At 31.6% G+C, this 26,859-nt stretch carries 20 protein-coding genes and 2 tRNA genes; 10 read left to right on the forward strand and 12 right to left on the reverse strand.

What is annotated here, in order from left to right; translation table 11 throughout:
• The first annotated feature begins 172 nt into the window (after positions 1-172).
• Entirely contained in the window at positions 173-754 is a 582-nt protein-coding gene (locus AC2GW8_RS10985) for a PhnA domain-containing protein (RefSeq protein ID WP_440882211.1), read from the forward strand.
• A gap of 109 nt (positions 755-863) precedes the next feature.
• On the opposite strand, the gene AC2GW8_RS10990 is transcribed toward AC2GW8_RS10985, so the two are convergent.
• Positions 864-1,916 carry a nucleoid-associated protein gene (locus AC2GW8_RS10990; RefSeq protein WP_440879919.1) on the reverse strand — a complete coding sequence of 351 codons (1,053 nt, stop codon included), beginning with the start codon at positions 1,914-1,916 and terminating at the stop codon, positions 864-866.
• 242 nt (positions 1,917-2,158) lie between these two features.
• On the opposite strand from AC2GW8_RS10990, the gene AC2GW8_RS10995 reads away from it, so the two are divergent.
• Positions 2,159-2,686: a DUF8685 domain-containing protein gene (locus tag AC2GW8_RS10995; protein ID WP_440879920.1), complete on the forward strand. Its 528-nt coding sequence runs from the start codon at positions 2,159-2,161 to the stop codon at positions 2,684-2,686.
• 3 nt (positions 2,687-2,689) lie between these two features.
• On the opposite strand, the gene rnhB is transcribed toward AC2GW8_RS10995, so the two are convergent.
• Complete coding sequence (gene rnhB / locus AC2GW8_RS11000; protein ID WP_440879921.1) at positions 2,690-3,289, reverse strand: ribonuclease HII; 600 nt, start codon at positions 3,287-3,289, stop codon at positions 2,690-2,692.
• 70 nt (positions 3,290-3,359) lie between these two features.
• Here rnhB and AC2GW8_RS11005 point away from each other — a divergent pair, with 70 nt between their 5' ends.
• From AC2GW8_RS11005 to AC2GW8_RS11020, 4 genes are all read left to right on the forward strand, one after another.
• Positions 3,360-5,324 (forward strand): putative porin, encoded by a 1,965-nt coding sequence (locus AC2GW8_RS11005; RefSeq protein WP_440879922.1) that lies wholly within the window; start codon positions 3,360-3,362, stop codon positions 5,322-5,324.
• 146 nt (positions 5,325-5,470) lie between these two features.
• Positions 5,471-6,211: a hypothetical protein gene (locus tag AC2GW8_RS11010; protein WP_440879923.1), complete on the forward strand. Its 741-nt coding sequence runs from the start codon at positions 5,471-5,473 to the stop codon at positions 6,209-6,211.
• Between the two features lie 14 nt (positions 6,212-6,225).
• On the forward strand, positions 6,226-7,155 hold the full coding sequence (locus AC2GW8_RS11015) for a hypothetical protein (RefSeq protein WP_440879924.1): 930 nt from the start codon (positions 6,226-6,228) through the stop codon (positions 7,153-7,155).
• A gap of 864 nt (positions 7,156-8,019) precedes the next feature.
• Entirely contained in the window at positions 8,020-8,697 is a 678-nt protein-coding gene (locus AC2GW8_RS11020; RefSeq protein ID WP_440879925.1) for a 4'-phosphopantetheinyl transferase family protein, read from the forward strand.
• Between the two features lie 99 nt (positions 8,698-8,796).
• On the opposite strand, the gene AC2GW8_RS11025 is transcribed toward AC2GW8_RS11020, so the two are convergent.
• A tRNA-Asn gene (locus tag AC2GW8_RS11025) sits at positions 8,797-8,870 on the reverse strand.
• 48 nt (positions 8,871-8,918) lie between these two features.
• Positions 8,919-8,992 (reverse strand) — tRNA-Asn (locus AC2GW8_RS11030).
• A 295-nt stretch (positions 8,993-9,287) separates the two neighbouring features.
• Between AC2GW8_RS11030 and AC2GW8_RS11035 the strand changes: the two genes are divergently transcribed.
• Both AC2GW8_RS11035 and odhB read left to right on the forward strand, forming a co-directional pair.
• Positions 9,288-12,047: a 2-oxoglutarate dehydrogenase E1 component gene (locus AC2GW8_RS11035; protein ID WP_440879926.1), complete on the forward strand. Its 2,760-nt coding sequence runs from the start codon at positions 9,288-9,290 to the stop codon at positions 12,045-12,047.
• Between the two features lie 34 nt (positions 12,048-12,081).
• Positions 12,082-13,293, forward strand: a complete 1,212-nt coding sequence (gene odhB / locus AC2GW8_RS11040; protein WP_440879927.1) for a 2-oxoglutarate dehydrogenase complex dihydrolipoyllysine-residue succinyltransferase — start codon at positions 12,082-12,084, stop codon at positions 13,291-13,293.
• Positions 13,294-13,512: 219 nt separating this feature from the next.
• Here the strand turns inward: odhB and AC2GW8_RS11045 are convergent, their stop codons facing one another.
• Positions 13,513-14,223: a DUF547 domain-containing protein gene (locus AC2GW8_RS11045; protein WP_440879928.1), complete on the reverse strand. Its 711-nt coding sequence runs from the start codon at positions 14,221-14,223 to the stop codon at positions 13,513-13,515.
• Between the two features lie 360 nt (positions 14,224-14,583).
• Between AC2GW8_RS11045 and AC2GW8_RS11050 the strand changes: the two genes are divergently transcribed.
• Together AC2GW8_RS11050 and AC2GW8_RS11055 are read left to right on the forward strand one after the other, a co-directional pair.
• On the forward strand, positions 14,584-16,908 hold the full coding sequence (locus tag AC2GW8_RS11050) for a trypsin-like peptidase domain-containing protein (RefSeq protein WP_440879929.1): 2,325 nt from the start codon (positions 14,584-14,586) through the stop codon (positions 16,906-16,908).
• Positions 16,909-17,183: 275 nt separating this feature from the next.
• A complete protein-coding gene (locus AC2GW8_RS11055) occupies positions 17,184-19,511 on the forward strand; it encodes a trypsin-like peptidase domain-containing protein (RefSeq protein ID WP_440879930.1) in 2,328 nt (775 codons plus the stop codon).
• Between the two features lie 58 nt (positions 19,512-19,569).
• Here AC2GW8_RS11055 and sufD read toward each other — a convergent pair whose 3' ends face one another.
• The 7 genes from sufD to AC2GW8_RS11090 form a co-directional block, all read right to left on the reverse strand.
• Entirely contained in the window at positions 19,570-20,883 is a 1,314-nt protein-coding gene (gene sufD / locus AC2GW8_RS11060) for a Fe-S cluster assembly protein SufD (protein WP_440882212.1), read from the reverse strand.
• 64 nt (positions 20,884-20,947) lie between these two features.
• Complete coding sequence (sufC, locus tag AC2GW8_RS11065) at positions 20,948-21,700, reverse strand: Fe-S cluster assembly ATPase SufC (RefSeq protein ID WP_440879931.1); 753 nt, start codon at positions 21,698-21,700, stop codon at positions 20,948-20,950.
• Between the two features lie 62 nt (positions 21,701-21,762).
• Entirely contained in the window at positions 21,763-23,211 is a 1,449-nt protein-coding gene (sufB, locus tag AC2GW8_RS11070) for a Fe-S cluster assembly protein SufB (RefSeq protein ID WP_440879932.1), read from the reverse strand.
• Between the two features lie 33 nt (positions 23,212-23,244).
• Positions 23,245-23,574: a HesB/IscA family protein gene (locus tag AC2GW8_RS11075; RefSeq protein WP_440879933.1), complete on the reverse strand. Its 330-nt coding sequence runs from the start codon at positions 23,572-23,574 to the stop codon at positions 23,245-23,247.
• 116 nt (positions 23,575-23,690) lie between these two features.
• Positions 23,691-24,758, reverse strand: a complete 1,068-nt coding sequence (locus tag AC2GW8_RS11080; RefSeq protein WP_440879934.1) for a cytochrome-c peroxidase — start codon at positions 24,756-24,758, stop codon at positions 23,691-23,693.
• 23 nt (positions 24,759-24,781) lie between these two features.
• The gene (locus tag AC2GW8_RS11085) at positions 24,782-25,531 is read right to left on the reverse strand and encodes an MbnP family protein (RefSeq protein WP_440879935.1); all 750 of its coding nucleotides are present in this window, start codon (positions 25,529-25,531) and stop codon (positions 24,782-24,784) included.
• Positions 25,532-25,574: 43 nt separating this feature from the next.
• On the reverse strand, positions 25,575-26,810 hold the full coding sequence (locus AC2GW8_RS11090) for a hypothetical protein (RefSeq protein ID WP_440879936.1): 1,236 nt from the start codon (positions 26,808-26,810) through the stop codon (positions 25,575-25,577).
• Positions 26,811-26,859: the final 49 nt, after the last annotated feature.

Raw genomic sequence — 26,859 nt, forward strand, 5'->3', positions numbered from 1 at the left:
ATACTTTCTGAAAAGTAATTTAACAATAAGTACTTGCCCTATAGGTTTATAGGGGAAATGTCTAGCGTTAATTCGGTTTGTCTTGAGTTTTTAAGCAGAGATTTGGAATAAAAACAATCTTAATTTGGTGTTAAAAAATGTATTTTTGTTGTTAAAAACTGAATTTTATAACGTGAGTTTAATAGAGCAATTAAGAGAAAGAGGTGGTGGGCAATGTGAGTTGTGTACTTCTAAAAAAAACATAGTAGTTTATGAAGTTCCTCCTGTTTCAAACGGAGGGTTTGATGGAAGTTTATTGGCATGTAAGGTGTGTGTAGAACAAATTAAAACTCCTGAAAAAATGAATGTTAATCATTGGCGATGTTTAAATGATTGTATGTGGAGCGAGTATACTGCTGTGAAAGTTGTTGCATGGAGAATGTTACATCGATTAAAAAAGGAAGGTTGGTCACAAGACTTATTGGACATGATGTATTTAAATGAGGAAGAATTGAGTTTTGCTGAAGCTTTGGGAGACCACTTGGATGAAAGCGAAAAAGTGATTCATAGAGATATTAACGGAACTATTTTACAGGCAGGAGATAACGTGGTTTTGATAAAGGATTTGAAAGTGAAGGGCTCTAGTATGGTTGCCAAGCAGGGAACGGCTGTAAGAAGAATTTCTTTAGACCCAGAAAATGCCAAGTATGTTGAAGGAAGAGTAGGAGGTACACAAATCGTAATTATTACGGATTACGTGAAAAAAATGGCTTAAAAATAGTTGTTTCTAACACAGTAACTTTAGTATGTTTAATGGTTTGAAAAATGAATGAAATAAAAAAGAGATTAGATTATCTAATCCCTTTTTTATTTTTTGGGTAGCATTATTTTTCTGCATTGAAATAAACTTTATAAAATTTCATTTTTTTATCTTCATCAAAGCCCCTTTCTAAATATTCAGAGGAAGCGTCAGGCGCGTCCACATCGATTTTAATTTGAATATTAGTGTCTAATTTAATTTCAGTTTTAAATTTACTCTTTTCTTTTTTTAATACAGCATCGGAAACATCGAAATTATTTCGGATTAAAACATCATTTAGTTTTTCAAAGTGCTTTTTGTAATCTTCAAACATATCTTTATGTTTATCTTCTTCAAATACATCATCTTTAAAATTATGATAATCCACACTTTCATGCTCTTTAAAATAATCAACAGTATTGGCTAAAAAAGAGCTTTGTTCTTGCTTTCCAAATTCCGGTTTAATTACTTCTTCTGAAAATTCTTTACATAATTCAAGATAATTTTGCGTATGTAAGTTTCTGTCATCAGCATATTTTACGTTCAAAAAATTTTTAATCCAATATTGTGCATCATAGTTATTATTATCAACAGATAAAACAACAGTGCCCTCAACATCTGAGGAATTTAGAATCAAACAACCTTTATCCAGTTTTTTTGTCGAAATACCTTTTTGAACAACTACATCAAAACTTTCTTCTTCATCTAAATAAGTTTGAAAGAAATCTACTTTACTTTCAATTTTAAAAATTCCCACAGCTTCGACCAATACATCTCTATACTCAAGTCCTTCAAAATAAGCAACAATGACATCACCCGTTTTTATATTAGCTGAATTTGATTGCTCGTATAGGTGATTGACAATATTTTTAGAATGTTCAATAAAAGAATCTTCATTCTCAAAAATATCTGTAGAATATTTATTGATTTCGTTTAATCCGATATCAGAGTGATGATTAAAACGATAGCTTTGAGTAACAGAGCCAAAAGGCTTAAGAAGGAATGGGAGTAGTAATTCATAACTTTCTTCATCAAAACGGACTAAACTTTCAGAAAAAGCATTTTGCCCACTATTGTATTTGTTAGCGACTTTATGAATGATACATTTATTGAGTTCAGCGCGGGTTCTTTTAATCATTATACTAAAAAATTGAGGTACAAAAGTACATGAAAAATTTAATTTTATTTGAAAGGAGTGTTTGATAGATGTAAAAAGTAACTGTCTTTATGAAAGAGATTAAGTATGCGTGTTGTATATTTTAATAATCCTTGCTAAAATAACGGATGTGTTAAATAAAGAGGGTTTTTAGATGAAAACAAGTAATGATTTTTAATTTTTAATTTATATTTTAACTAAAAATAATTTAAACAAAAAAATAAATGAAAATATTAGGAATAGGATCAAGAATTAATCATTCAGAGCTGGGGTTCGGAGTTGTAACCAATGTTGATAGCAAGTATTATTGGGTTACTTTTCAGCATAAGGGAATAGAAACAATTCCTATAAACGATGAGTTCGAAGTTATTGAGGCAATTCATGAAGAAGTTGATTCTGTTAGTTTTTACGAAGTAGAGCATACGCTTAGAAAAATATTAAAACAGTGGAGTGATATTTCGGAAATAGTACCTATTGCAGATAAATACAAAGGAGGAAAGTTGATTATTGAGCCCTCCGATACGAATTTAGTATCAAAAGAAATTCCAATTGATACTTTTTTTCATAAAATAGTTATGGTTCGCGACAGAATAAGGGTTATGGAGCAAAAGATTAATTCTAGTAAAACTTTGGACGATCAAGATAAAATAGATTTACAGCAGTACATAACAAGAATCTATGGAAGCTTAACAACTTTTAATGTACTTTTTAAGTTAAAGTCAGATCAATTTGTCGGATCAAAATCAAAGTAAAATTTAAAGGTTAAGTTTTAGTTGCTCCGGGAGTAGTTTAAAAGATTTTCTATGAAATGGAGTAGCTCCAAACTTCCTAATGGCGTTTCTATGCTCTTTTGTTGGATATCCTTTGTTTTTCTTCCAGTTATATTCAGGGAATTTTTCATTAATTTTAGCCATATAATCATCTCTGTATGTTTTTGCTAAAATAGAAGCGGCGGCAATACTCATATATTTGGCGTCTCCTTTAACAATAGTTTCAAAAGGTATATTTTTATAAGGCTTGAATTTATTTCCATCAATTATGATGAATTCAGGAGTAGTTTTAAGTTTATCAATCGCCCTATGCATTGCAGTAATTGAAGCTTGTAAAATATTCAAGTTATCAATTTCTATTTGATCTACGAATGATACGCCAAAACAAATTGCGTTTTCTTCAATAAAAGGTCTAAGTAGCTTACGCTGTTTCTCAGATAGTTTTTTTGAGTCATTGAGTAGCTCATGAGAAAAATCTTCTGGTAAGATAACAGCTGCGGCTACGACAGGACCACACAAACAACCTCTTCCAGCTTCATCTGTTCCAGCTTCAAGAGAAAATGTACTATACTTTAGTTCCAACATACTACAAATTAACAGTTTTCAAGGAAAATATAGATGCTTTTTTTCGTTTTATTATTTTACTTTTGCCAGTATGAAGAAAATCTTGTTAATAATATTGTTTTGTTCGTTTGGAATTCAGGTGGTTTCTCAAATACGTAGTATAAATGATGGTTTTACGAATCCTCAAAATGGACAAGGTATAATGGATAGGCAAGTTGATAGTCTTAAAGGAGAGGTTAAAGTAAAATTAAGCGGAAAAACAAAATACACAGATTATAAAATTATTTCACAAGACAATGATACAACTATTGTAGATACTACATTAACAATTAAAAAATATTATAAATTTAATTTTACGAGAAAAGATAATTTTGAACTATTAGCATTTCATAATCAGGGGCAAACTTTCAATAAACTAGCATATGATTTTGAAAACACTTCAGAGTGGCCTGATATTGGTTTTAAAGCAAAACAGTTCAATAATATTGACCTTAAAGATGTAAACTATTATCATGTTCCGACACCTACTACTGAAATTATGTACCGCACAGGTTTGGAACAGGGACAAGTTTTGGACGCTTTATTTACTGTAAATTTCTCAAAAAGATTCAATATTGGTATAGCCTATCGAGGACTAAGATCTTTAGGTGCGTATCGTAGATCTTTATCGAGTACAGGTAATTTTAGATTTTCATTTAATTATGAAAGTCCAGAAGGGCAATATGCCATAAAAGGACATGCAGTAAACCAAGATTTTATGAATCAAGAAAATGGAGGGCTTACGGAAACGTCTTTAAACGCATTCTTGATAGATGATCCTAATTTTAGTTCAGATAGGGGGCGTCTTGATGTTAATTTGAACGACGCTGAAAGTGTTTTAGAGGGTAAAAGGCTTTTTGTAGAGCAGACTTACAAAATTATTTATTCGAGAGATACCATTAATGATAAAGATTTTTCAAATCTTAAAATAGGACATTCTTATACAAGAAACTCCAAACTCTTTGAGTTTAAACAAGGAACTGCATCCGATTTTTTTGATACAAACCGGGTTGGAGAAACTTTTACCAATAAAACAAATTATTTGGTGCATAACAACCAGATATTTCTCGATTTTAATTCAAAATATGTGCTGGGTAAATTCCGAGTAAAGTCTGGATATACAACTTATAATTATGGTTATGAAAATCTACAAAATAATTTGGTTGATATTCAAAACAATAGGCTCAAAGGAGAAGCGGTTTCTTTTGGAGCAGATTGGAGGGGAAATGTTAAAAATTTTCAAGTTAAAGCAACTGGAACTTTAACTCCCGGCAGAGGTAGGTTGTCTGGAAATAACTTGTTAGTAAGTGCATTGTATAAAAAAGACAGCATTTTTTCAATAAAAGCTAAATTGCACATTAACAATAAGATGCCAGACTTTAATTTTCTATTGCATCAGAGTAATTATAATAAGTTTAATTGGGATAATGATTTTGCGAATATTGGAAGGCGCATTTTGGGAGGAGAATTTGAAAGCAAATGGGGTAGCGCTTCTTTAAATATTTCAAATATAGATAATTACACTTATTTTGATAAAGATGGATTGCCAAAACAACACAAAAAAAATATTAATTATTTAAAGGCTAAAGTTTCTAAAGAGTTTAAGGCTTGGAAGCTTCGACTAGATAATACGATAATGTATCAAAAGGTTGCTGATGGAAGTCAAGTTTTAAGAGTTCCAGAATTTGTAACTAGGAATACTCTTTATTATATGGATAGTTGGTTTAAAGGATCGCCTTTATTAGTTCAGATAGGTGCGACTTTTAAATACTTTACTAAATATAAAGCAAATGCTTATAACCCTTTATTAGGTGACTTTACTATTCAAAATGAAACAGAAATTGGATACCCAACAATAGATCTTTTTTTTAATGGAAGGGTTCGTAGAACAAGAATTTATTTTAAAGCAGATAATATAAGTTCATTTTTCTTAAAGAAAAACTATTTATCCGCACCGAACCACCCTTATAGAGATTTTGTAATACGCTTTGGTTTGGTATGGAATTGGTTCATCTAGAAAAAAATCTCTCAACTAATTTCGATTCTTCTAATAAATAGCAACTGAAAAAGTTAAAATTACATTTGTTTGTTGCTATCGGGGGAGAAGTTTAAAAAAAAATAATTATTACTTTTGTTAAATAAATATCATAAATTAATTGCAGTATGTTTTCTAGAAAATTGCTACCCATTGTTATTATGGTAATGAGCTTTTTTGCTTGTGGAGTTTTACCAGAACAAAATACTTTTGAAACTTTCTCTAATACGGTTGAATTAGGAGTGCTAGGAAATAAGAAAAAATCTATATATAAAACGAACTTTGAAGTATCAAGTATTCCTTATTATAAAAAATTTATTAAGGTTTCAGTTACAGAAAAGAGTTTTACAAAGAAGATCTATAAAGAATATCAAAAAGTTATTAAAGAAACAGGCGTTTCGGAAGAATTTAAATATGTGGACTCTTTGAAAATTAAACCTAAGTTTATGGATCTTATAATTGAAGATAAAGCGTTGGTTATTGAGTCTTTAAATGATTTAGATAATACAAATGTTAAAAACTATACTCGAAATATGCCTAAGACAAAAATAGTTTCAGGGTTAAGAGTTGTGTTTCAAAATAATGTTAAGGAAGATTTTAAAAAAGCTGATGCATTATATTTCAGAACAGATCAACAAAAAAAACAGACTATATATCTTTTTAAAAATGGAAAACAAATTGCCGTTTTGGATACATCAAAAGCTTTTATTTTTGGTGTAAAATTATCCTCTTTTTGTTGGGGAGGTATCGATGCGGAAAAGATAGGTTTTGTTTCTTTAGTGTCTGATGGTGAAAATTGTACTATACAATCAAATAGAGACCCTAAAAAACTAGAAAAAAAACATAAAAAAAACTATTTTAATTATTAAAAAATAAATTAGGTATGAAAAAAAAAATATTATTTGGATTATCAATATTATTTTTAATAGCTTGTGAAGCTATTTTTGTAGAAGATATTTCAAAAAGTTACATTACGCTAATAGCCCCCTTAAATAGTGCATCCATAAAAACAGGAGAAATTAGTTTTCTTTGGGAGAAAGTTAGTGAAGCCGATAACTATCAATTACAAATAGTTTCACCTTCATTTTCAAACCCAAGTCAAGTTATATTGGACACAACTGTTTTACCTAATACATTTGTTCATAAGCTCAATCCAGGTGATTATGAGTGGAGGGTAAAAGCAAAAAATAGTGATTATGAAACAATGTTTGAAGCAAATACTTTTACAGTTATAAATTCTGAAATTACGAATTCAGTAACAGAGCTATTATCACCAAAATCAGAAGAAACAACTAATATTTCAAATCAAAATTTAACGTGGTCTGTTGTACCCGGGGCCATTGATTATAGGGTTCAAATTTATAGCCCGGATATACAGGGGGTGTTGATTGATGATGTGATTGTAACTGAAACAGAATACAGCTATGATTTTTCGGAAGGCGACTTCACATGGCAAGTGAGACCGCAAAATGATTTTCAAAATGGAAAATATGTAAACAGAAAGATTACAGTAGATACAGAAAAGCCGAATGTGCCGGAGAACCTATTTCCTAAGAATAACCATATTCAATCTGAAAGTTCTATTGACTTTTCATGGGGTCGAATAGATGTGGCTGGAACACCAGAGGTAGATAGTATTTATGTTTTTTCTGATGTGAATTTAACAACGTTAATTTTTAAAGGTTTAGGAGTAAATAAGTCATACAACAAAGAGGGGGTAGAAAAAAATACTTATTATTGGTTTGTAAAAGCTTTTGATAAGGCAAATAATGAAAGTGAAAAAAGTTCAGTTTTTCAAATTACATTAAATTAGATGCTTTTACTTACTGAAAGTCAAAGAAATTGAGTCTAATTAAGACTGTTAAAAGAGGGTTGAATTTTTTAGATTAAGAGTTTAGTATTGATTTGTGAAAACAGTTTTTTAACTTTTTTTTAACCTTTCGTTTTTTTTCTTCAAAAAAATGATTAATTTAGATGTATGCAATAAAAACATTGCTACTCAATTACCTTCTATATAAATAGTTATCTGTATTTAGATATCTTAATTTTCTAAAATATACTCCCTGTGAGTAATAGTCATTTTTAACCATTAACAAACTAACAAACTATGACAAAAAATTACTTTAATCTATTTTTTACAAACGTCGATAAAGTTATTGGCAAAAACTTTAAAATTCATTTTTTTAGAAAAAAATATGAGTTTCTTCTAACAATGTTGTCAAATCTTCAATTACAAAAAAAGACGCACAAATCTTACCATACGCTTTTGTTTCAAGAAGTCAATTCTTCTAGTTTGCAAAGGAATAATAAATATTTTTCCAAACCCTATTAAGTATAAATAGGTGTATCATCATTGGACAAAAAGATATGACGTTGCTATTACAAAATAGTCATATTTTTTGGCAAAGTATTATCTATTTGTGCAAAGGATTTACATTCAGCTAAAAAATATTAAGGAGTGCTTCCTTTATATAATCCAAAACTTTAATTCTTAAATAATAGAAAGAAGTTAGACGATTTATTGTCTTATTCTTTACTATTTATGGCATGGCTATTAACCAACTCTTTCTAAATATTAGAGCTGGGTATTTTTATAGCATGTGAAGTGTTTATTAGTATTTGGTTTTTTAGGGGCAACGATTTCAATAAGTGAATTTTATTAAAATTAAACAATTAAATGAGTATTTCAACTATTGCACTTTGTGTTAATAATGACATAGAATGGTCAGAAACTAAGCTTAATAACACGATGAAAGTACTTCCAAATAAATTAATAAAAAAAGCGAAAACATTTCGATTTTGGAATGATAGGCAAGCTTTTATATTGGGAAAATTACTTGTTAAAAGGGTTTTGGAAGAGAATTCGAAATTTAATTTATGTGATATTCAATACAATTCATATGGAAAACCATATGTTAAAGGAGATATATCCTTTAGTGTATCACATTCGGGATCATATGTTATTTGTCTATTTTCTCTAACAACTAATTCAATAGGTGTTGATATAGAAAAAATAGATTCAAAAATTAATCTTAATGATTTTGAAGAAGTCTTAACTACTAAGGAGAGTTTAAGAATAAAAGATTCTAAAAGTCCAAAGGATACTTTTTATGAAACTTGGACAATTAAGGAGGCAGGGATGAAAGCAGATGGAAGGGGTATGAATATTCCTTTGAACGAGATAGATATAAGTTGTGAGAGTTTAAAAATAGAAGAGAAGAAATGGTATCATTATCCTTTGGATATTGAAGAGAATTATAAGTGTTCATTGGTAGTCGATTCTCCTGAGTTTTTCGTCTGCTTTAATAAGATTAATGACGAGGAATTAATGAATTATCGATTTTTAGCAAACTAAGATTCTCGTTGTTGTTTTGGGAATAACTTTAGTCTAAATAGCTTTCAATAAGCTATTTAGACTAAAACAAAAAAACACCTTGAATAAAGGTGTTTTTTGCTCCTCTTCTTGGGCTCGAACCAAGGACCCTCTGATTAACAGTCAGATGCTCTAACCAACTGAGCTAAAGAGGAATGTATGTATGTTTAACGTGTGAATCAGTGATTTTCACGTTGCTTTTGCTCCTCCTCTTGGGCTCGAACCAAGGACCCTCTGATTAACAGTCAGATGCTCTAACCAACTGAGCTAAGGAGGAATTTAAATACAACTTTTCACAAATTGCGAGTGCAAATTTAATAGAAATTAACGTATTTGCAAAATAAATATTGATAAAAAAATATTTTTTTTGTTTTTGTTTTGATAGTCAGTGCTTTGTTTGGTTTGCTGAAATTAATCTAATTGTAGTTTAGTCAAAAAAAACTCAACTTTAACCAGTTAAAATAAGAAGGAAAAAAAACTTAGTTTTTACTAAAAGTTGTACTTTTGTAGCTATTATTCTTAGAATTTATCTAAATATTGAATTCTTAAAAAAGAAAAGTATAGCATACAATATGGACAATTTTTCGTTCCTAAACGCAGTACACACAGGTTTTATCGGTGATTTGTACGAACAATATCAAAGAAATCCTGACGGAGTAGAGCCTAGTTGGAGGAGTTTTTTTCAGGGATATGATTTTGCAAGCGAAGACTATTCGCAAATCAATGATACCTCATTTGAGGTGCCAGAGGAGGTTCGTAAAGAATTTTTAGTCATTGATTTAATAAATGGATATCGTACAAGAGGTCATCTTTTTACGAAAACAAATCCTGTAAGAGAGAGGAGAAAGTATACTCCATCTCTAGATGTTGAAAATTTTGGACTTACAAATAATGATTTGACAACTGTTTTTAGAGCAGGTGAAATATTAGGTATAGGTCCTAAGAGTTTAGCAGACATTATTCAGCATTTACAAACTATATATTGTGATAGCATTGGCATAGAATATATGTATTTGCGAAATCCGGAAGAATTAAAGTGGTGGCAAAATCGTTTAAATCAGAACGACAATCATCCAAAATATTCGAATGAGGTAAAAAAATATATCCTTTCTAAGCTAAACCAAGCAGTAGGTTTTGAGAATTTTTTGCAAACAAAATATGTAGGGCAAAAACGATTTTCCTTAGAAGGAGGAGAAACTTTAATTCCTGGAATTAGTATGGCTTTAAAGGATGCTGCTGAATCTTATGGGGTTAAAGAATGTGTTCTAGGTATGGCACATAGAGGCCGTTTAAATACATTAGTTAATATTTTTAGAAAACCTGTTAAAGATCTTTTTAGTGAGTTTGAGGGAAAAGATTTTGAAGATCAGGATATTGATGGAGATGTTAAATACCATTTAGGTTTAACATTAAGCAAACAATTTAAAGAAGGACAGGGTATTAAAATGAATTTGGTTCCCAATCCATCCCATTTAGAAACAGTAGATGCTGTCGCAGAAGGTATTGTTAGAGCTAAAATTGATAATGAGTATGATGGTGATAGTGGTAAAATTTTACCAATATTAGTGCATGGTGATGCGGCAATCGCGGGACAAGGGATTGTATATGAAGTTATTCAAATGGCCCAACTAAATGGTTACAAAACAGGAGGTACAATTCATGTAGTTGTAAATAATCAAGTTGGTTTTACAACGAATTATCTTGATGCACGCTCTAGTACTTATTGTACAGATATTGCTAAGGTAACTTTGTCACCTGTACTTCACGTTAATGCAGATGATGCCGAAGCTGTTTGTCATGCAATGCAATTAGCTGTTGAGTTTAGAATGAAATTTAAACGGGATGTATTTATAGATTTATTAGGGTATAGAAAATATGGACATAACGAAGGTGATGAACCAACATTTACCCAACCAAATTTATATAAGGCAATCTCTAAACATAAAAATCCAAAAATAATTTATTCAGAAAAATTAAAATCTGAAGGAACTGTAGATGATTCATATATAAATCGCTTAACGACTGAGTTTAAGGAAATGCTTGAGTATGATTTTCAAGAATCAAAAAAGCAAGAGTCTTCTCGGGTTAATGAATTTATGCCAGAAGTTTGGGACGGTTTTGTTCGCAAACAGCTTGAGGCTATGCTACAACCTGTTGATACTTCATATGAGCTTGATAAGTTAAAAGAAATAGCAAAGATAATATCAACCGTTCCAGAAGGGGTTAAATTTGTAAGAAAAGCGAATAAAATTTTAAAGGATAGGGCTAAACGAGTTTTCGAAACCAATCAACTAGATTGGGGTACTGCTGAAAATCTAGCGTACGGAACGTTGCTGGAAGAAGGATATAATGTTAGAATATCGGGTGAAGATGTAGAGAGAGGAACATTTTCTCATCGTCACGCGATAATGAGAGATGAAGTTTCAGAAGAGAGAATTAATCTTTTGAATACTAATAGGAATAACAAAGGTAAAATGACAATTTTTAATTCTCATTTATCAGAATATGGTGTTCTTGGGTTTGATTATGGATACGCTATGGCTTCTCCTAACACTCTTACTATTTGGGAAGCGCAATTTGGAGATTTCGCTAATGGAGCTCAGATTATGTTTGATCAGTACATTTCTTCAGCAGAAGATAAATGGAAACTTCAAAATGGATTAGTTATGCTTTTACCTCATGGTTATGAGGGACAGGGGCCAGAACACTCGTCGGCAAGAATTGAACGATTTTTACAGTCATGTGGTAAAGATAATTGGACTATTGCAAATTGCTCTACTCCTGCAAATATGTATCATGTACTACGAAGGCAGATGAAACGTGATTTTAGAAAACCGTTAATTGTTTTCACACCAAAAAGCTTATTACGTTTACCTAAGGCCGTGAGTAGTATTGAAGAATTAGCTTCAGGAAGTTTTCAAGAAGTTATTGACGATACGATTGATCAAAATAATGTAAAGAAAATGGTGTTTTGCACAGGTAAAATCTATTATGATCTTTTGCAAAAGAGAGAAGATCTTAAAAGATTTGACGTTGCTTTAATTAGAATAGAGCAGTTATTTCCGTTACATAATGATAGAATAAAGGAAATCATGGATAAGTATCCAAATGTAGAGCGTTATGTTTGGGCTCAGGAAGAGCCCAAAAATATGGGGGCATGGACTCATATGTTAGAACGCTTTGAACTGGCTCGCTTAGAATGTGTTTCAAGGAATTACCGCTCAGCACCAGCTGCTGGATCTAAAAAGCGTTATGAACGACGTCAAGATACTGTGATGGCAAAAGTCTTTGATTTGGATGTAGAAACATTCCGAGAATTAACAAAAAAATAGAGAATAATAAATTCAGATATAAAATTTAGAACTGATGGTTTTAGAAATGAAAGTTCCTTCTCCGGGGGAATCAATTACCGAAGTAGAAATAGCAACCTGGTTAGTTGAAGATGGTGATTATGTTGAAAAAGATCAGCCGATTGCCGAAGTTGATTCTGATAAGGCTACATTAGAGTTACCAGCGGAGGAAAGTGGAGTAATCACCCTAAAAGCTGAAGAAGGAGACGCTGTTGAAGTGGGGGCTGTAGTTTGTTTAATTGATATGGACGCTCCAAAACCAGAAGGAGCTACTACTACTACTGTAGAGGCAGAGTCTGTAAAAGAAGAAAAATCACCAACTCCAAAAGTTGAACTAGTGCAAGAAACATATGCTACAGGTGCGGCTTCACCAGCAGCAAAAAAAGTGTTAGCAGAGAAAGGAATAGAGGCTTCTTCTGTAAAAGGAACAGGTAAGGATGGTAGAGTGACCAAAGAGGATGCTATAAAAGCCGTTCCTTCGATGGGAACTCCAGGTAATGGAACACGCACTACAGAACGAAAGAAACTTTCTATGTTACGTAGAAAAGTAGCCCAACGTTTAGTATCTGTAAAAAATGAAACTGCTATGTTAACAACATTTAATGAAGTTAACATGCAACCGATATTCGATTTACGTAAGGAATATAAAGAGATTTTTAAAGAAAAACATGGAGTTGGTCTAGGGTTTATGTCATTTTTTACTTTAGCTGTAGTTAGGGCTTTAAGAATGTATCCAGATGTAAATTCAATGATTGATGGAGACTTTAAAGTATCTCACGACTTTCAAGATATTTCTATAGCGGTTTCTGGGCCTAAAGGTTTGATGGTTCCGGTGATTAGAAATGCAGAAAATCTTTCTTTTAGAGGAGTAGAAAGTGAAGTAAAACGATTAGCTTTAAGAGCAAGGGATGGTCAAATTACTGTAGATGAGATGACAGGAGGCACTTTCACCATTACAAATGGAGGAGTGTTTGGTTCAATGTTATCGACTCCTATTATTAATCCCCCTCAGAGTGGTATATTAGGAATGCATAATATAGTCAATCGACCAGTTGCTGAAAATGGTCAGGTTGTTATAAGACCAATAATGTATGTGGCTCTTTCTTATGATCATAGGATTATTGATGGGCGGGAGTCTGTCGGATTTTTAGTAGCGGTAAAAGAAGCTCTAGAGAATCCAACTGAGCTATTAATGGATAATAATCCAAATAAAGCATTAGAGTTATGATAGGTTTATCTATATCAAATTAGATTAAATGTACAAAATATTTGAATTAAAATGCCTCTTACAGAATAGTCAGAGGCATTTTAATTTATTGTTGTGCTACTACTAGTAATACTATATTTTTTGTAATTTTCAAATTATAATTTATATCAGGAGTTTGAATATAAAAAACAAAACGATATTCTTTATTCAAGTTAGAAGGAAAGCATTTAGCCACTTTTTTTACTTTTCGTTTAAAGTCCAATCATAATTAGAATATATAATTTCTGCACCATCTTGAATTTTAATACTTGAGTATTTATTTAAATAATCGATGAGCGTAATACTTGAGGTAAAATCCTCTTGATACCACTCAAAAATTTTAGAAACTTCTACACGATTAATTGATATCTTATTCTTGGTAGGATCATTGATAAAATGAGTCATTAGCTTTTCAAGCTTTGTATTTATATTTTTTTCAGTAAAAGCGAAGTTAACAAATTTAGGTCCAGATTTTGAAGCTGCGTTTATACCTACATGAATTCTTGGATCATCATGCCATCTTCGTAGAATTTTATGCTCGATATAATCTAATGAATACATTTCATTTCCTACTTTGGCAAATGGTATTTTCCATGCGTTCCTACCTTTTCGCTTTATAGTAGTTATTTTTTTAAGAGGGTAGCTATCTAATATTAATTTTATAGTATAGGCATTGTAAGTATTAATCCAAAAAGCCTTCGCTTTATCTGTAGACCAATTTTTTCCTGGAATAGTTTTTTCAAGCTGTTTTAAATAAACATTTAAAATAGCTTTATTTTTACGTAATCCAATATAATCAACATTCCCATTTTTATCGACATATGTTTTTAATAATGCATCAAAAACATCAGTTTGAGCTTTTATTTGAAAGCTGATTAGAGTAAGCAGGTAGATTGTAATTATTTTTCGCATAATTTTCCAGTTTTTGAATTTCTAATAAAATTTTAGACGCATACTGTTGATATTCATTACACTTTAATTAAAATTACTATAGTATAATTCCTATTTCTTACTTATCAAAATAAGTGTAGTATTGTTAAATAAGGATCTATTCTATTTGTGGATTACAACATTAGTATCGTCAATTCTTTATTAGATTAAAATAGTGATTTTTAACGTTTATAATTAGTTTTCATCAAAAAAATAAAACTAATTCTGTTAATTTATGTTAAAAAAAGTTAATTATTATTTAATTTTTTAACAGAGGGTTGTAGGGTATTTGTATTATAGCTACTTTGTTGCATATTTAAATTATTAAAACCCTTCTATAATATGAAAAATTACTTTTTCAAAATGGCTTTTTTAGCCATAATTGTACTGTGTACAACAAATTTAAGTGCACAAAAGACTCTCAAAATTGGTGATGAATATGATTCTGACATTAAAGTAACTAAAACTTATCAAAGATTCAGAAAGTCAAAGTTGAACAAAGGTTCTAAAGAACTTGTTTATCAAAAAGAATTTTATTCTAAAAACTCTTCTTACATTAAACTTTATTTTAAAAATTTTGATTTAGCACCTGGAGATTATCTCCAAATTCAAGGTGTAAATTCAAAAGAGTCAATTGTATATGGAGGTAAGGGAAAGATAGTGGATAGTCAAAAGACTATGATTAGCGATTTCTGGTCAAGAGTCATTTTTGATGATAAAGTAACTGTAAAACTATATTCATTAGGAGAAGTATCTAGTCATAACGGGTTCGAAATCACTAAAGTTGCTTATGGTTACAGTGAAGAGAAAATTATGAAGAAAGTTTCTTCTCAGATAAGGTCAATCTGTAGTTCTGATAATAAAGAGCGAATAGCTTGTTATCAGGGTACACAAATGTATGAGAAAGCCAAGGCTGTTTGTCGACTATTGATTAATGGTAGTAACTTATGTACAGGTTGGTTGTTAGGAAGTGAAGGTCACTTAATGACAAATGAACATTGTATAGGTTCTGCAAGAGATGCACAGAACACTGATTTTATATTCAATTATCAATATCAGGGATGCTCTGGTAATGCAACAGCACAGCGTGATATTGTAGCAGAATCATCAACATTTATTAAAACTAGTTCTTCATTAGATTATACTTTGGTAAAACTTCCTACGAATCCTACTGCTAAATATGGTTATTTAAGTTTAAGTAAGAAGATACCAGTTAAAGGAGATAGGATTTATATCCCGCAACATCCTGGAGGAAGAAGAAAAGAAATTTCAGTAAAAACGGATAGAGATGGAACAACTGGTGGTTTTTCAAGGGTATATTCTAGTACGTCTGGATCAGGAAAACAGGTTAGGTATTATGCAGACACCGAAGGAGGTAGTTCAGGTTCTCCAGTGATTGATTATTCTTCAAATTTAGTAATTGCCATTCACAATACTGGATTATGTCCAAATGGCTCGTATGGAAGATGTGATAACTTGATTAGTTCAATTGGCAGCAATATGCCAACAAATGGTGTTGGTGGTAGTACTGGCGGTGGTGGAAATCCATCATGTACTAGTACTGTTTCATCTTTTCCATATAATCAAGATTTTGAAAATACACTTGGTAAATGGAAGCAAAGTACGAGTGATGATTTTAACTGGGCAGTAAATAGAGGAGGAACAAGGTCAAGAGGGACAGGACCTTCATCAGCTAGTTCAGGGTCTTATTATTTATATATGGAGTCATCTTCTCCAAATCACCCTTCTAAATCAGCAATTATTAATTCTCCATGTTTTAATTTAAGCAAGGCTAATAAAGCTACGTTTAAATTCAACTATCATATGTATGGATCATCTATTGGTAATTTAAAATTGCAAGCTAGTACAGATAAAGGAAAGTCGTGGCTTACTATTTGGCAAAAGTCTAACAGTCAAGGTGGTTCTTGGTTGTCAGCATCTGTAAATTTAGGAAACTATATTGGTAAAACGGTTCAGTTAAGATTCAACGGAACTACAGGTTCTTCGTATACAGGAGATATAGCGATTGATAAATTATCATTATCTACGAGTGGATCAGGATCGTCTGATGGACAAAGTTCTATAGTCAAGTTGAATATAAAACTTGATAGATATCCTGAAGAAACTACATGGGAAATTAAAGATAATAAAGGAAAGGTGGTATCGTTTGGAGGTCCTTACTCTCGCACTAGTGGATCAACAATAACCAAAGATATTAAATTAGCAAATGGTTGTTACAGTTTAGTTTTTAAGGATAAAGTTGGAGATGGTATTTGTTGTAGATTTGGAAGTGGATCTTATAAATTATCTACTAGTACAGGTACTACATTAGCTTCTGGAGGTAGATTTGGTAGATCTGAGACTAAAAATTTCTGCCTAGGGAATAGTACAGAAATAAATTTCGAATCTGAATTTGTGCCTACAGGCGAAGTTGTTGATGATTTAATTATATTTCCAAATCCAGTTTCAGAGGTGTTGAACATTAAAATACCAGAAAGAGACTTTAATGGAACTTATAGAATTATAAATCTTGAAGGAAAGGATGTAGGTGATGGCAAGTTAAGACAAAATATACCTGTAAATTTACCGCCATCAATATATACGCTGGAAGTTAAAACAATAAAAGGTACATACAAAGGAACCTTTGTTAAAAAAGAAAATAAATAACATAACTAAATAAATATTTTAACAAGAACTGTTCGGAAAATCCGGACAGTTCTTGTTTGTATAAGGATATAATTGCATTTGTCACACAATTCTTATATAATATTACATTCTATATAATGGAAAAGATGTTATGTTATTAGGTTTCTTGACTACAAAGTATTAGTTGTCACTTTTGAATTTTAGTACTATTAATATTAAAATATGATATTTAGCTTGTTAAATAGTTTGATTATTAATACTTTAATGTTTTAATACTAACCAAAGCCCATATAAAAATGAAAAAATACCTTTTTAAAATGGTTTTTACAACCATATCCTTTTTGTGCGTAAATATTACAAACGCTCAAAAAGTTTTTACAGTTGGAGATGAGTTTGACTCCGATATTAGAGTAACTAAATTATATCAAAAATTCAGAAAATCAAAAACAAAAAAAGAAGCAAGCGAACTTGTTTATCGGAAGGAGTTTTTTTCAAAAAAATCATCTTACATAAAAATATATTTCGAGAATTTTGATTTAGCGCCTGGTGATTATCTTAAACTTACAGGAGCGAATACAAAAGAATCAATTATATATGGAGGAAAAGGAAAGATTGTTGATGAAAAAATGACTATGATAAGTAATTTTTGGTCCCAAATACTTTTTGATGAAAAAGTAGTCTTAGAACTCTATTCTACTGGTTCAGCAGTGAATTATAATGGATTTGAGATCAAAAAAGTAGCCTATGGTTATAGTGAGGAAAAGATTATGAAAAAGCTAGTAGGACAAGAGTCAATATGTGGATCAGATAATAAAGAGCGTATAGCTTGTTATAAGGGTACAGAAATGTTTGAAAAAGCGAAGGCTGTTTGTAGATTATTTATTGGAGGAAGTTCACTCTGTACTGGTTGGCTATTAGGAGAAGAGGGTCATTTAATGACAAATAATCATTGCATAGGTTCTTCTTCTTCAGCAAGTAATACTGATTTTGTGTTCAATTATCAATATGATAATTGTTCAGGAACTACACTTGCTAATAAAGATGTTGTAGCTTCTTCGGCAGCTTTTATAAAAACAAATTCACAGCTTGATTATACACTTGTTAAATTACCAGTAAACCCGACAAATACATATGGATATTTAAGTTTAAGTTCCATAGCTCCTTCAGTAGGTGATCGTATTTATATACCACAGCATCCCGGTGGAAGAAGAAAAGAAATTTCCGTTAAAACAGACACAGATGGTACACCAGATGGTTTTTCAAGTGTATACGCAAGTACGTCTGGTTCTGGACAACAAGTTAAGTATTATGCAGATACAGAAGGAGGGAGCTCGGGCTCTCCTGTAATTAATTATACAACGAATTTAGTTATTTCTATTCATAATACAGGTGGATGTCCTAATGGGTCATACGGGCGTTGTGATAATTTAATTACTGATATAGGATCTGATATGCCTAGCAAAGGAGTTGGCGGAGGAACTCCACCACCACCAACGCAAACTTGTACTAAAGTTATATCTTCTTATCCTTACACAGAAAGTTTCGAGATTAATGATGGATGGAAACAGCTTTCTAATGATGATGGTGATTGGTTAAGAGACGACAATGGTACTCCTTCTAGAAACACTGGTCCTTCTAGTGGTGATGATGGGGATTTTTATATGTTTTTGGAAGCATCTTCTAATAGTAGTGCAGGTCAGATAGGAAGTAATGCTACTGCTGAATTATTGAGTCCGTGTTTCAATTTAAAAGAGGTAGTTAATCCTAGGTTTTCTTTTAGTGCCCACATGTATGGTGATAAAATAGGTTCTTTGAAATTATTAGGCTCTACTGATGGAATCAATTGGAAATCTTTGTGGGAAAAATCTGGTAATAAAGGGAATAAATGGTTGAAAGAAGAGGTGAGTCTTACTAACTATCTAGGAGAAGAGGCTTTTCGCTTGAAGTTTATAGGTACAACTGGTGATGGGTGGACTAGTGATATTGCCATTGATAACATCGTTTTAGCTACTGATAAACCAGGAGGTGATGAAACCTCCGTTACATTAACTATTAAATTTGATAATTATCCTAAAGAAACTTCATGGGTTATTAATGATGATAAAGGGAATTTGATGGCCTCAGGAGGAGCCTATGGAGACCAAAAAGGAGGAACTGAAATTAAAGTCTCGAATGATTTAATAAAAGGATGCTATGATTTAATCATAAAAGATTCATATGGTGATGGTATATGCTGTAAATACGGATCAGGATCATATACGCTTATTGATGATAAGTCAGGGGCTATTCTAGCTTCAGGAGCAAAGTTTTCTAGCTCAGAAACTACTTCATTCTGCATAGGTGAAGACTCTTATGAGGGTGCAGTAGAAAATTTTGACTTTAGCGGTGAAATTATAAATGATTTGATGATTTATCCAAATCCAGTTCAAAAAACACTACGGTTTAAAATTCCTGAAAGGAAGGTAAAAGGTAAATATAAAATATTAAATGCAGCAGGAGGGGTTATAATGGAAGGTCAATTACAAGAAATTATACCATTGAACGGGGTGTATGAAGGTATCTATATTTTAGAAGTTGAGACTGATAAGGCTAATTATACTAAAACATTTATTAAAATAAAATAGCAAAACTTTTTGTTTTAAACAAAACCTAAGATTTTAAAGTCTTAGGTTTTTTATTTTTTTATAGGTCGAAACCTATATCAACGCCTAATTTATTGGCTATAATTTTTGTAATTCTTTTCTTCACTTCTGGTATTTTAACACTTTCCAGAACTGTATTAGCAAAGGCATACATAAGAAGAGCTTTTCCTTCTTTTTTAGGTATTCCTCTTTGTTGCATGTAAAACAGAGCTTGATCATCTAGCTGACCAATGGTACATCCATGAGAACACTTTACGTCATCAGCAAAAATTTCCAATTGTGGTTTCGCATTAATAGTAGCTTTATCACTGATAAGAATATTGTTATTTTGTTGGTAGGCATTTGTTTTTTGAGCCTCTTTTTCCACGATAACTTTACCATTAAACACACCTGTCGATCGCTCATTATATATACCCTTATAATCTTGATGACTTTCACAATTTGGTTCTATATGATGTACCAAAGTATGATGATCTACATGCTGTTTTCCTTCAATAATCGTTATCCCTTTTAATATGGAATCTATCCTTTCTCCCTTTTGATAAAAGTTTAAATTATTTCTTGTAATGTTTCCTCCAAATGAAAAAGTATGCACTGAACAAATACTTTCTTTCTGCTGTTCAATATATGTATTGTCTATTAAGGAAGCATTTACATTATCATTTTGAATTTTATAGTAATCTACTGTTGCGTGCGTATTTGTGTAAATTTCTGTAACACTATTTGTTAGTACAGGATTTTCAGTTAGACTTTGATGGCGCTCAATTATTTGAATATGAGAATTACTGTCAACTACAATTAAATTTCTTGGTTGAACCATAATAGCCCTCTCTTTACCTGTTGCGAAATTTATAATCTGAATAGGTTTTTGAACTTCTATATTCTTTGGAATATGAATAAAAGCCCCCTCACAAGCAAAAGCAGTATTTAACGAAGTCATATTATCCTGCTTAGCAATTTTATTGAAGTAATTATCAATAATAGTTTTATATTTAGGTTTAGAAAGAGCGGCAGACATCAGACACACATCTATTACATCATGCGTTGTTTCAGATAAGAAAGAACTGTATTTTCCGTCAATAAAAACAATTTTATAGCTGTCAATATCGTGAATAAAATATTTTTTTACATCTGCTAGTTCTATAGCAATGTCATGCTCAGGAAAAAGACTATAATCTTCTTTTAGTATCGAATTTAGGGAAGTATATTTCCATGCTTCTAATTTTTTAGAGGGAAATCCTAACGTTTCAAAGTCTTGTAGGGCTTTTGTTCTTATTTCATGAACATCTGAATTGATGTCTCTTCCATTTTCAAAAGCTACGTATGACGATAATAATTTTTCTTTTAACTCCATTCTTGATAGTTGTAATTTCAAAGGTTAAATTTTACTCACTTGGTGAAGTATAAATTTTAACATTTTAACTATTCATTTCTTCTTTAATCCAGTCATATCCCTTTTCTTCAAGCTCTAAAGCTAAAGAGGCATCACCTGTTTTTACAATTTTTCCATCATGTAAAACATGAACATAATCAGGTACTATATAATCTAGTAAACGTTGATAGTGTGTTATTACAATAACAGCGTTATCTTTTGATTTTAGCTTGTTCACTCCATTAGCTACAATTCTAAGAGCATCAATATCTAAACCAGAATCTGTTTCATCTAGGATAGCCAATTTAGGCTCTAACATTGCCATCTGAAAAATCTCATTTCTTTTCTTTTCTCCTCCAGAAAATCCTTCATTCAAAGAACGAGATAAAAATTTTCGATCAATTTCTAATAACTCAGATTTTTCACGAATTTTTTTCAGCATATCTTTTGCTGGCATTTCCTCAAGACCTTTGGCTTTTCTTGATTCATTAATAGCTGTTTTTACAAAATTGGTAACAGTAACTCCAGGAATTTCAACCGGATATTGAAATGATAAAAATATTCCAGAATGAGCTCTCTCTTCTGGAGCTAACTCCTCGATATCTTCACCTTCTAATTCAATTGAACCTGAAGTAACTTCATACTCCTCTTTACCAGCAATAATTGAAGATAGCGTACTTTTTCCTGCTCCATTTGGTCCCATTATTGCATGAACTTCACCAGCTTTAACTTCGAGATTGATCCCTTTTAAAATGGCCTTATCCTCTACTTCTGCATGTAAGTTTTCTATTTTTAACATTCTAATCTGTATTGTTTAAGCTTTTGCTTAAGTATGCGTTTTGTTTTATTTTTTAACTTAAATTATCCGACACTACCTTCCAGTGATATTTCCAAAAGTTTTTGAGCTTCTACAGCAAACTCCATTGGAAGTTTATTGAGGACTTCTTTACTAAAGCCATTTACAATTAAAGCAATAGCTTTTTCTGTATCGATACCTCTTTGGTTACAGTAGAATAATTGGTCTTCTCCAATCTTACTAGTGGTAGCTTCGTGTTCGATTTGTGCTGTTTTATTTTTAGCTTCGATATATGGAAATGTGTGAGCTCCACATTCATTTCCCATAAGCAAGCTATCACACTGTGAAAAGTTACGTGCATTTTCAGCACGCGGACTCACCTGAACCAATCCACGATAACTATTTTGAGACCTACCTGCAGAAATTCCTTTTGAAATGATTGTAGATTTTGTGTTTTTTCCAAGGTGTATCATTTTTGTACCAGTATCTGCTTGCTGAAAATTATTAGTTACTGCAATGGAATAAAATTCACCAACAGAATTATTACCTTTTAAAACACAACTAGGGTATTTCCAGGTAACGGCAGAACCAGTTTCTACTTGAGTCCATGAAATTTTAGCATTCGTTTCGCATAAGCCCCTTTTTGTTACAAAGTTAAAAACACCACCTTTACCTGTGGCATCTCCAGGAAACCAGTTCTGTACGGTTGAGTATTTTATTTCTGCATTATCTAAAGCAATCAGCTCTACAACCGCAGCATGTAGTTGGTTTTCATCTCTTTGAGGTGCGGTACAGCCTTCTAAATAAGAAACATAGCTGCTTTCGTCTGCTACAACTAAAGTTCTTTCAAACTGTCCAGTTCCTCCTTCATTAATTCTAAAATAAGTAGAGAGTTCCATAGGACATCGCACTCCTTTGGGAATATAACAAAAAGAACCGTCAGAGAATACGGCTGAGTTTAAGGCAGCATAAAAGTTATCTTTTGGAGGAACAACAGAACCTATATATTTCCTCACTAGTTCAGGGTGTTCTTGAATTGCCTCTGAAATAGGCATAAAAATAATGCCTTTTTCAGCTAACGTTTCCTTAAAGGTTGTAGCAACTGAAACAGAGTCCATAACTACGTCAACAGCAACATTAGCCAAACGTTTTTGCTCATCTAAAGAAATACCTAATTTTTCAAAAGTAGCAAGTAGCTCAGGGTCAACCTCATCTATGCTGTTCAGTTTTGGTTTCTTTTTAGGAGCGGAATAATACGATATAGTTTGAAAATTAGGTTTTTCGTAATGGACGTTTGCCCATTCGGGTTCTTCCATTTCTTTCCATATCTTAAATGACTCTAAACGCCAATTAGTCATCCATTCCGGTTCATTTTTCTTTTTGGAAATAGCTCTAACAATATCCTCATTTAAACCATTTGGAAACTTTTCACTTTCAATATCTGTGTAAAAACCATATTCATATTCTTTGGTTTTCAGTTCCTCTCGTAAATCGTCTTCCGTATATTTACTCATCAGCTGTCAATATTCTTTATTCTATTTGTGTTATTATAAGGAAAAACTCTCACCGCACCCACAAGTACGGTTGGCATTAGGATTATTAAAAACAAATCCTTTGCCGTTTAAACCTCCAGAATATTCTAGTGTTGTACCTACTAGATAAAGGAAACTTTTTTTGTCAACAATGATTTTAACGCCATTATCTTCAAATAATTTGTCATTTTCCTCTTGTTCATTATCAAATTTTAAATCATATGATAAACCTGAACAACCTCCACTTTTAACTCCAACTCTTACATAATCGATTTTAGCGTCGAAGCCATCTTCAGTCATTAATTGAACAACCTTTTTTTTTGCAGTATCTGATACTTTTATCATACTTGTAAATAGATTAATATCCTAAATCAACTACAAAGATAATGACAAAATATGATTTATATCATTTTTAAGATGAATATCGTTTATAAAACCATAGATTATGTCGATAATTATGATTAATTTCGGTAGTTAGGATTATTTACAAAGCTCGAATCCGTTAATGTTAGAAGAAAGGCTTTTAAATTCTTTTTTTCATCGTTTGTTAAATGAACGCCGCCCTCATTTACCGTTTTCATTAGAGGATCTATCGTTTCGGAGTTTTTTAAACCCTCTGAGTAATGGTCAATAACCTCTTCAATTGAGGAAAATCTACCATCATGCATGTACGGTGCAGTGAATATTAGATTTCGTAAAGAAGGGGTTCTGAATTTTCCATAATCAGAAGGATCTCCTGTTACACTGCCTAGGCCTAAATCACTAAATTCAGAGTCGAGTCCATTGTTGCGAAATTGATTGTCAGTCCAAAGCGGGTTTTGTGTACCTCCGTGACAATGAAAACAATCTCCTTTATTTTCGTTGGTAAATATTTGGAAACCTTTTAATTCTTCATCTGATAAGTTGGTTTTTCCTTCTAAAAAATTATCAAATTTAGAGTTTGCAGAAATCAAAGTACGTTGAAATTGAGCCAATGCTTTTGCTACCAATAAAGAATCTATTTTTGTGGTGTTAAAAGCCTTTAAAAATAAATTTGGGTATTCATGATGCGTCGTTAGTTTCTTTATTATAGTTGTCCAATTACCATGCATTTCTTTGGGGTTACGTATAGGAGAAAAGACTTGTCTTTCGATACTTAATTCTGAACCACTCCAAGTAAATCGTTCACTAAAATTCCAAGCCAAATTAAATAAGGGCATTGCATTTCTATCTCCTTTAATTCCGTTAACGCCTTCACTAAGTGATTGAATATCTGAAAAAGAGTTTTTGGGGTTGTGGCAACCTGCACATGATTGGATATTATTCTTTGATAGAATAGGGTCAAAAAAAAGTTTTTTACCAAGGTTAATTCCTTCTTCCGTTAATGGGTTTGTTTCAGGAATTATAGGTGCGATTAACTTCTTCTTGAATATTTCGGGTATTTCTAAATCTACTTTTTTAGGTGTGTACGTTTCAATGTCATTACTTGGTGAAGAACAACTTAGAGTAAATAGAGTAAATAGAGTAAATAAGAGTATTAGGGGCCTCAATTTAAAGTGCACTAATGATTTAGTTATTGCGTAATTTCACCAATTCTAAAAACATCTTTTCCATTATCAGACATATCTAGTTGTGCATCAAAATTCATCATCAAATCTGTACTGCGTTCGTTTAAATCCCATGGATGAGGGTTTTTAAACCATTCTGCTAGGTTCATTTTTACTTCTATTGTTGCATTGTTTTTTAATGAAATGGTTCCTAAATCTAATTTAAATGATGTATCTTTTATTGAATCATTAACAGCATTATATGCTTTTATAGCATGGAATAAGTAAGGTTTTTCCATGCCTAAGGAGTCTTTATATTTACCCTCAAGTTGTAAAAAATGATACCCTCCTGGTTTATCTGATTCTACATTCCAATTTACAGCATTTAAATCGGGATAAGCTCCCGAGATATTATCGTCGTCATTAAACCCAAAAGTAAAAGATAATTTATAAGATCCCTCGGAGATTGTTTCAGGTAATTCATAGAATACCTCATCATCTAGCGTAATCAGTTTATATCCTTGAAACTTAATAGTATCATTATTGCTTTTTGTTATGTTAACTCTTGATATCAAGTATTTTAGGTGTTCGATGCTTATTTTGTTTCCTTTTTGATTCTCGTAGTTGAATTTTCCAAAGTCATCACTACTTATAGGTGTATCGTCCCAATTGTGAGTGAAATGTAATCGAAGTGAGATTTGTTTAACAGCTTCGTCATTATCAGAACTGCAACATAGCATGAAAAAAGACAAAAATGTTATTATAATTTTATTCATAATCGCTATTTTTATTTCATGTAAATATACATTTATAATATTTTTATTTAAGTTTTACAATTAAAATATCTGAAAACCCTTTGTTAATAAGGACGTCTTTATCATTGCTAATAGTCTCTCCAACGCCTATAATTTTTCCATCTTTAAGCTCAATTGCATCAAAGCAAACATCGATATTTGAACCACCAAAGTTTTTTTGCCAAAGGATATTGGCTTCAGAGTCAATTTTTAAAATCCAGGAATCGTTTTGGCCTTTATTCTGAATATTTTTAAAAGTACTTCTTGTACTACCAGATAATAAGAAATTACCATCAGATGTTTGATGAATAGAGTTTCCTGAATCAAAATTTATTCCTCCGATATTCCTTTTTGATAATAGTGATCCATCGTAATCAATTTTTATAATATAGAGATCTGACCCTCCATAATTTTGGTTTATATCCTTGTCTTTGCTTCTGCTATTTCCAATAATTAACAAATCCCTATTGTTAGTTTCTACAATGGCTTTCGCTTCGTCGATTTCTGAGCCCCCAAAGTTCTTTTGCCAAATAAGTTTTCCAGAATTACTTATTTTAAGGATCCAGAAGTCATAACTTCCTTTATTATTGGTAATATCAACATCATGACTATCAGAGCTACCAACAATAATAAAGTTGTTGTTTTGAGTCTGAACTATTCCGTAAGGAGTGTCTGTAAGGGTACCCCCATAGTATTTACTCCATTCAATTAGTCCAAGCGAGCTCAATTTGATAATCCAAAAGTCCCCACCAGCATGCAATGATTTTGCGTTAAAGTTTCCTTCCCCAATTGAAGCTGTAACATCGATTTCTCCAGTAACTAAAAAGCCACCTTCTGAAGTTTCGATTATAGCAGTTCCGAAATCTTTACCAAGAAAGCCTATACTTTTTTGCCATTCAATGATACCTTCTGAGTTAAGTTTCAGAACCCAAAAATCTTTATCGCCTTTGTTTTGAGTGAGGTCAAGATCTGAGCTTTCTGAATACCCAATTACTGCAAAGCCTCCATCTTTTGTTGTAATTATTTTTTCTCCCCTATCATTGTTACTTCCACCAAAAGTCTTTACCCATTCCAATTGATCATTATCAGAATATTTAATGATAAAGAGATCAAAGCTTTCATTCTTTTTTAAAATAAAATCATAATCGTTACTTTGAACGTATCCAAGGATAGCATATCCTCCATTCTTACAGTTTACAACGGATTTTGCGACTTCATTTTTTGATCCTCCGAAAGTTTTTATAAATTCAATTTGTCTCATTGAAAAAGAATTTATTTCAACTTTCTTAGAGCTACAGCTCATTATTAGA

The sequence above is a fragment of the Tenacibaculum profundi genome (assembly GCF_057162725.1).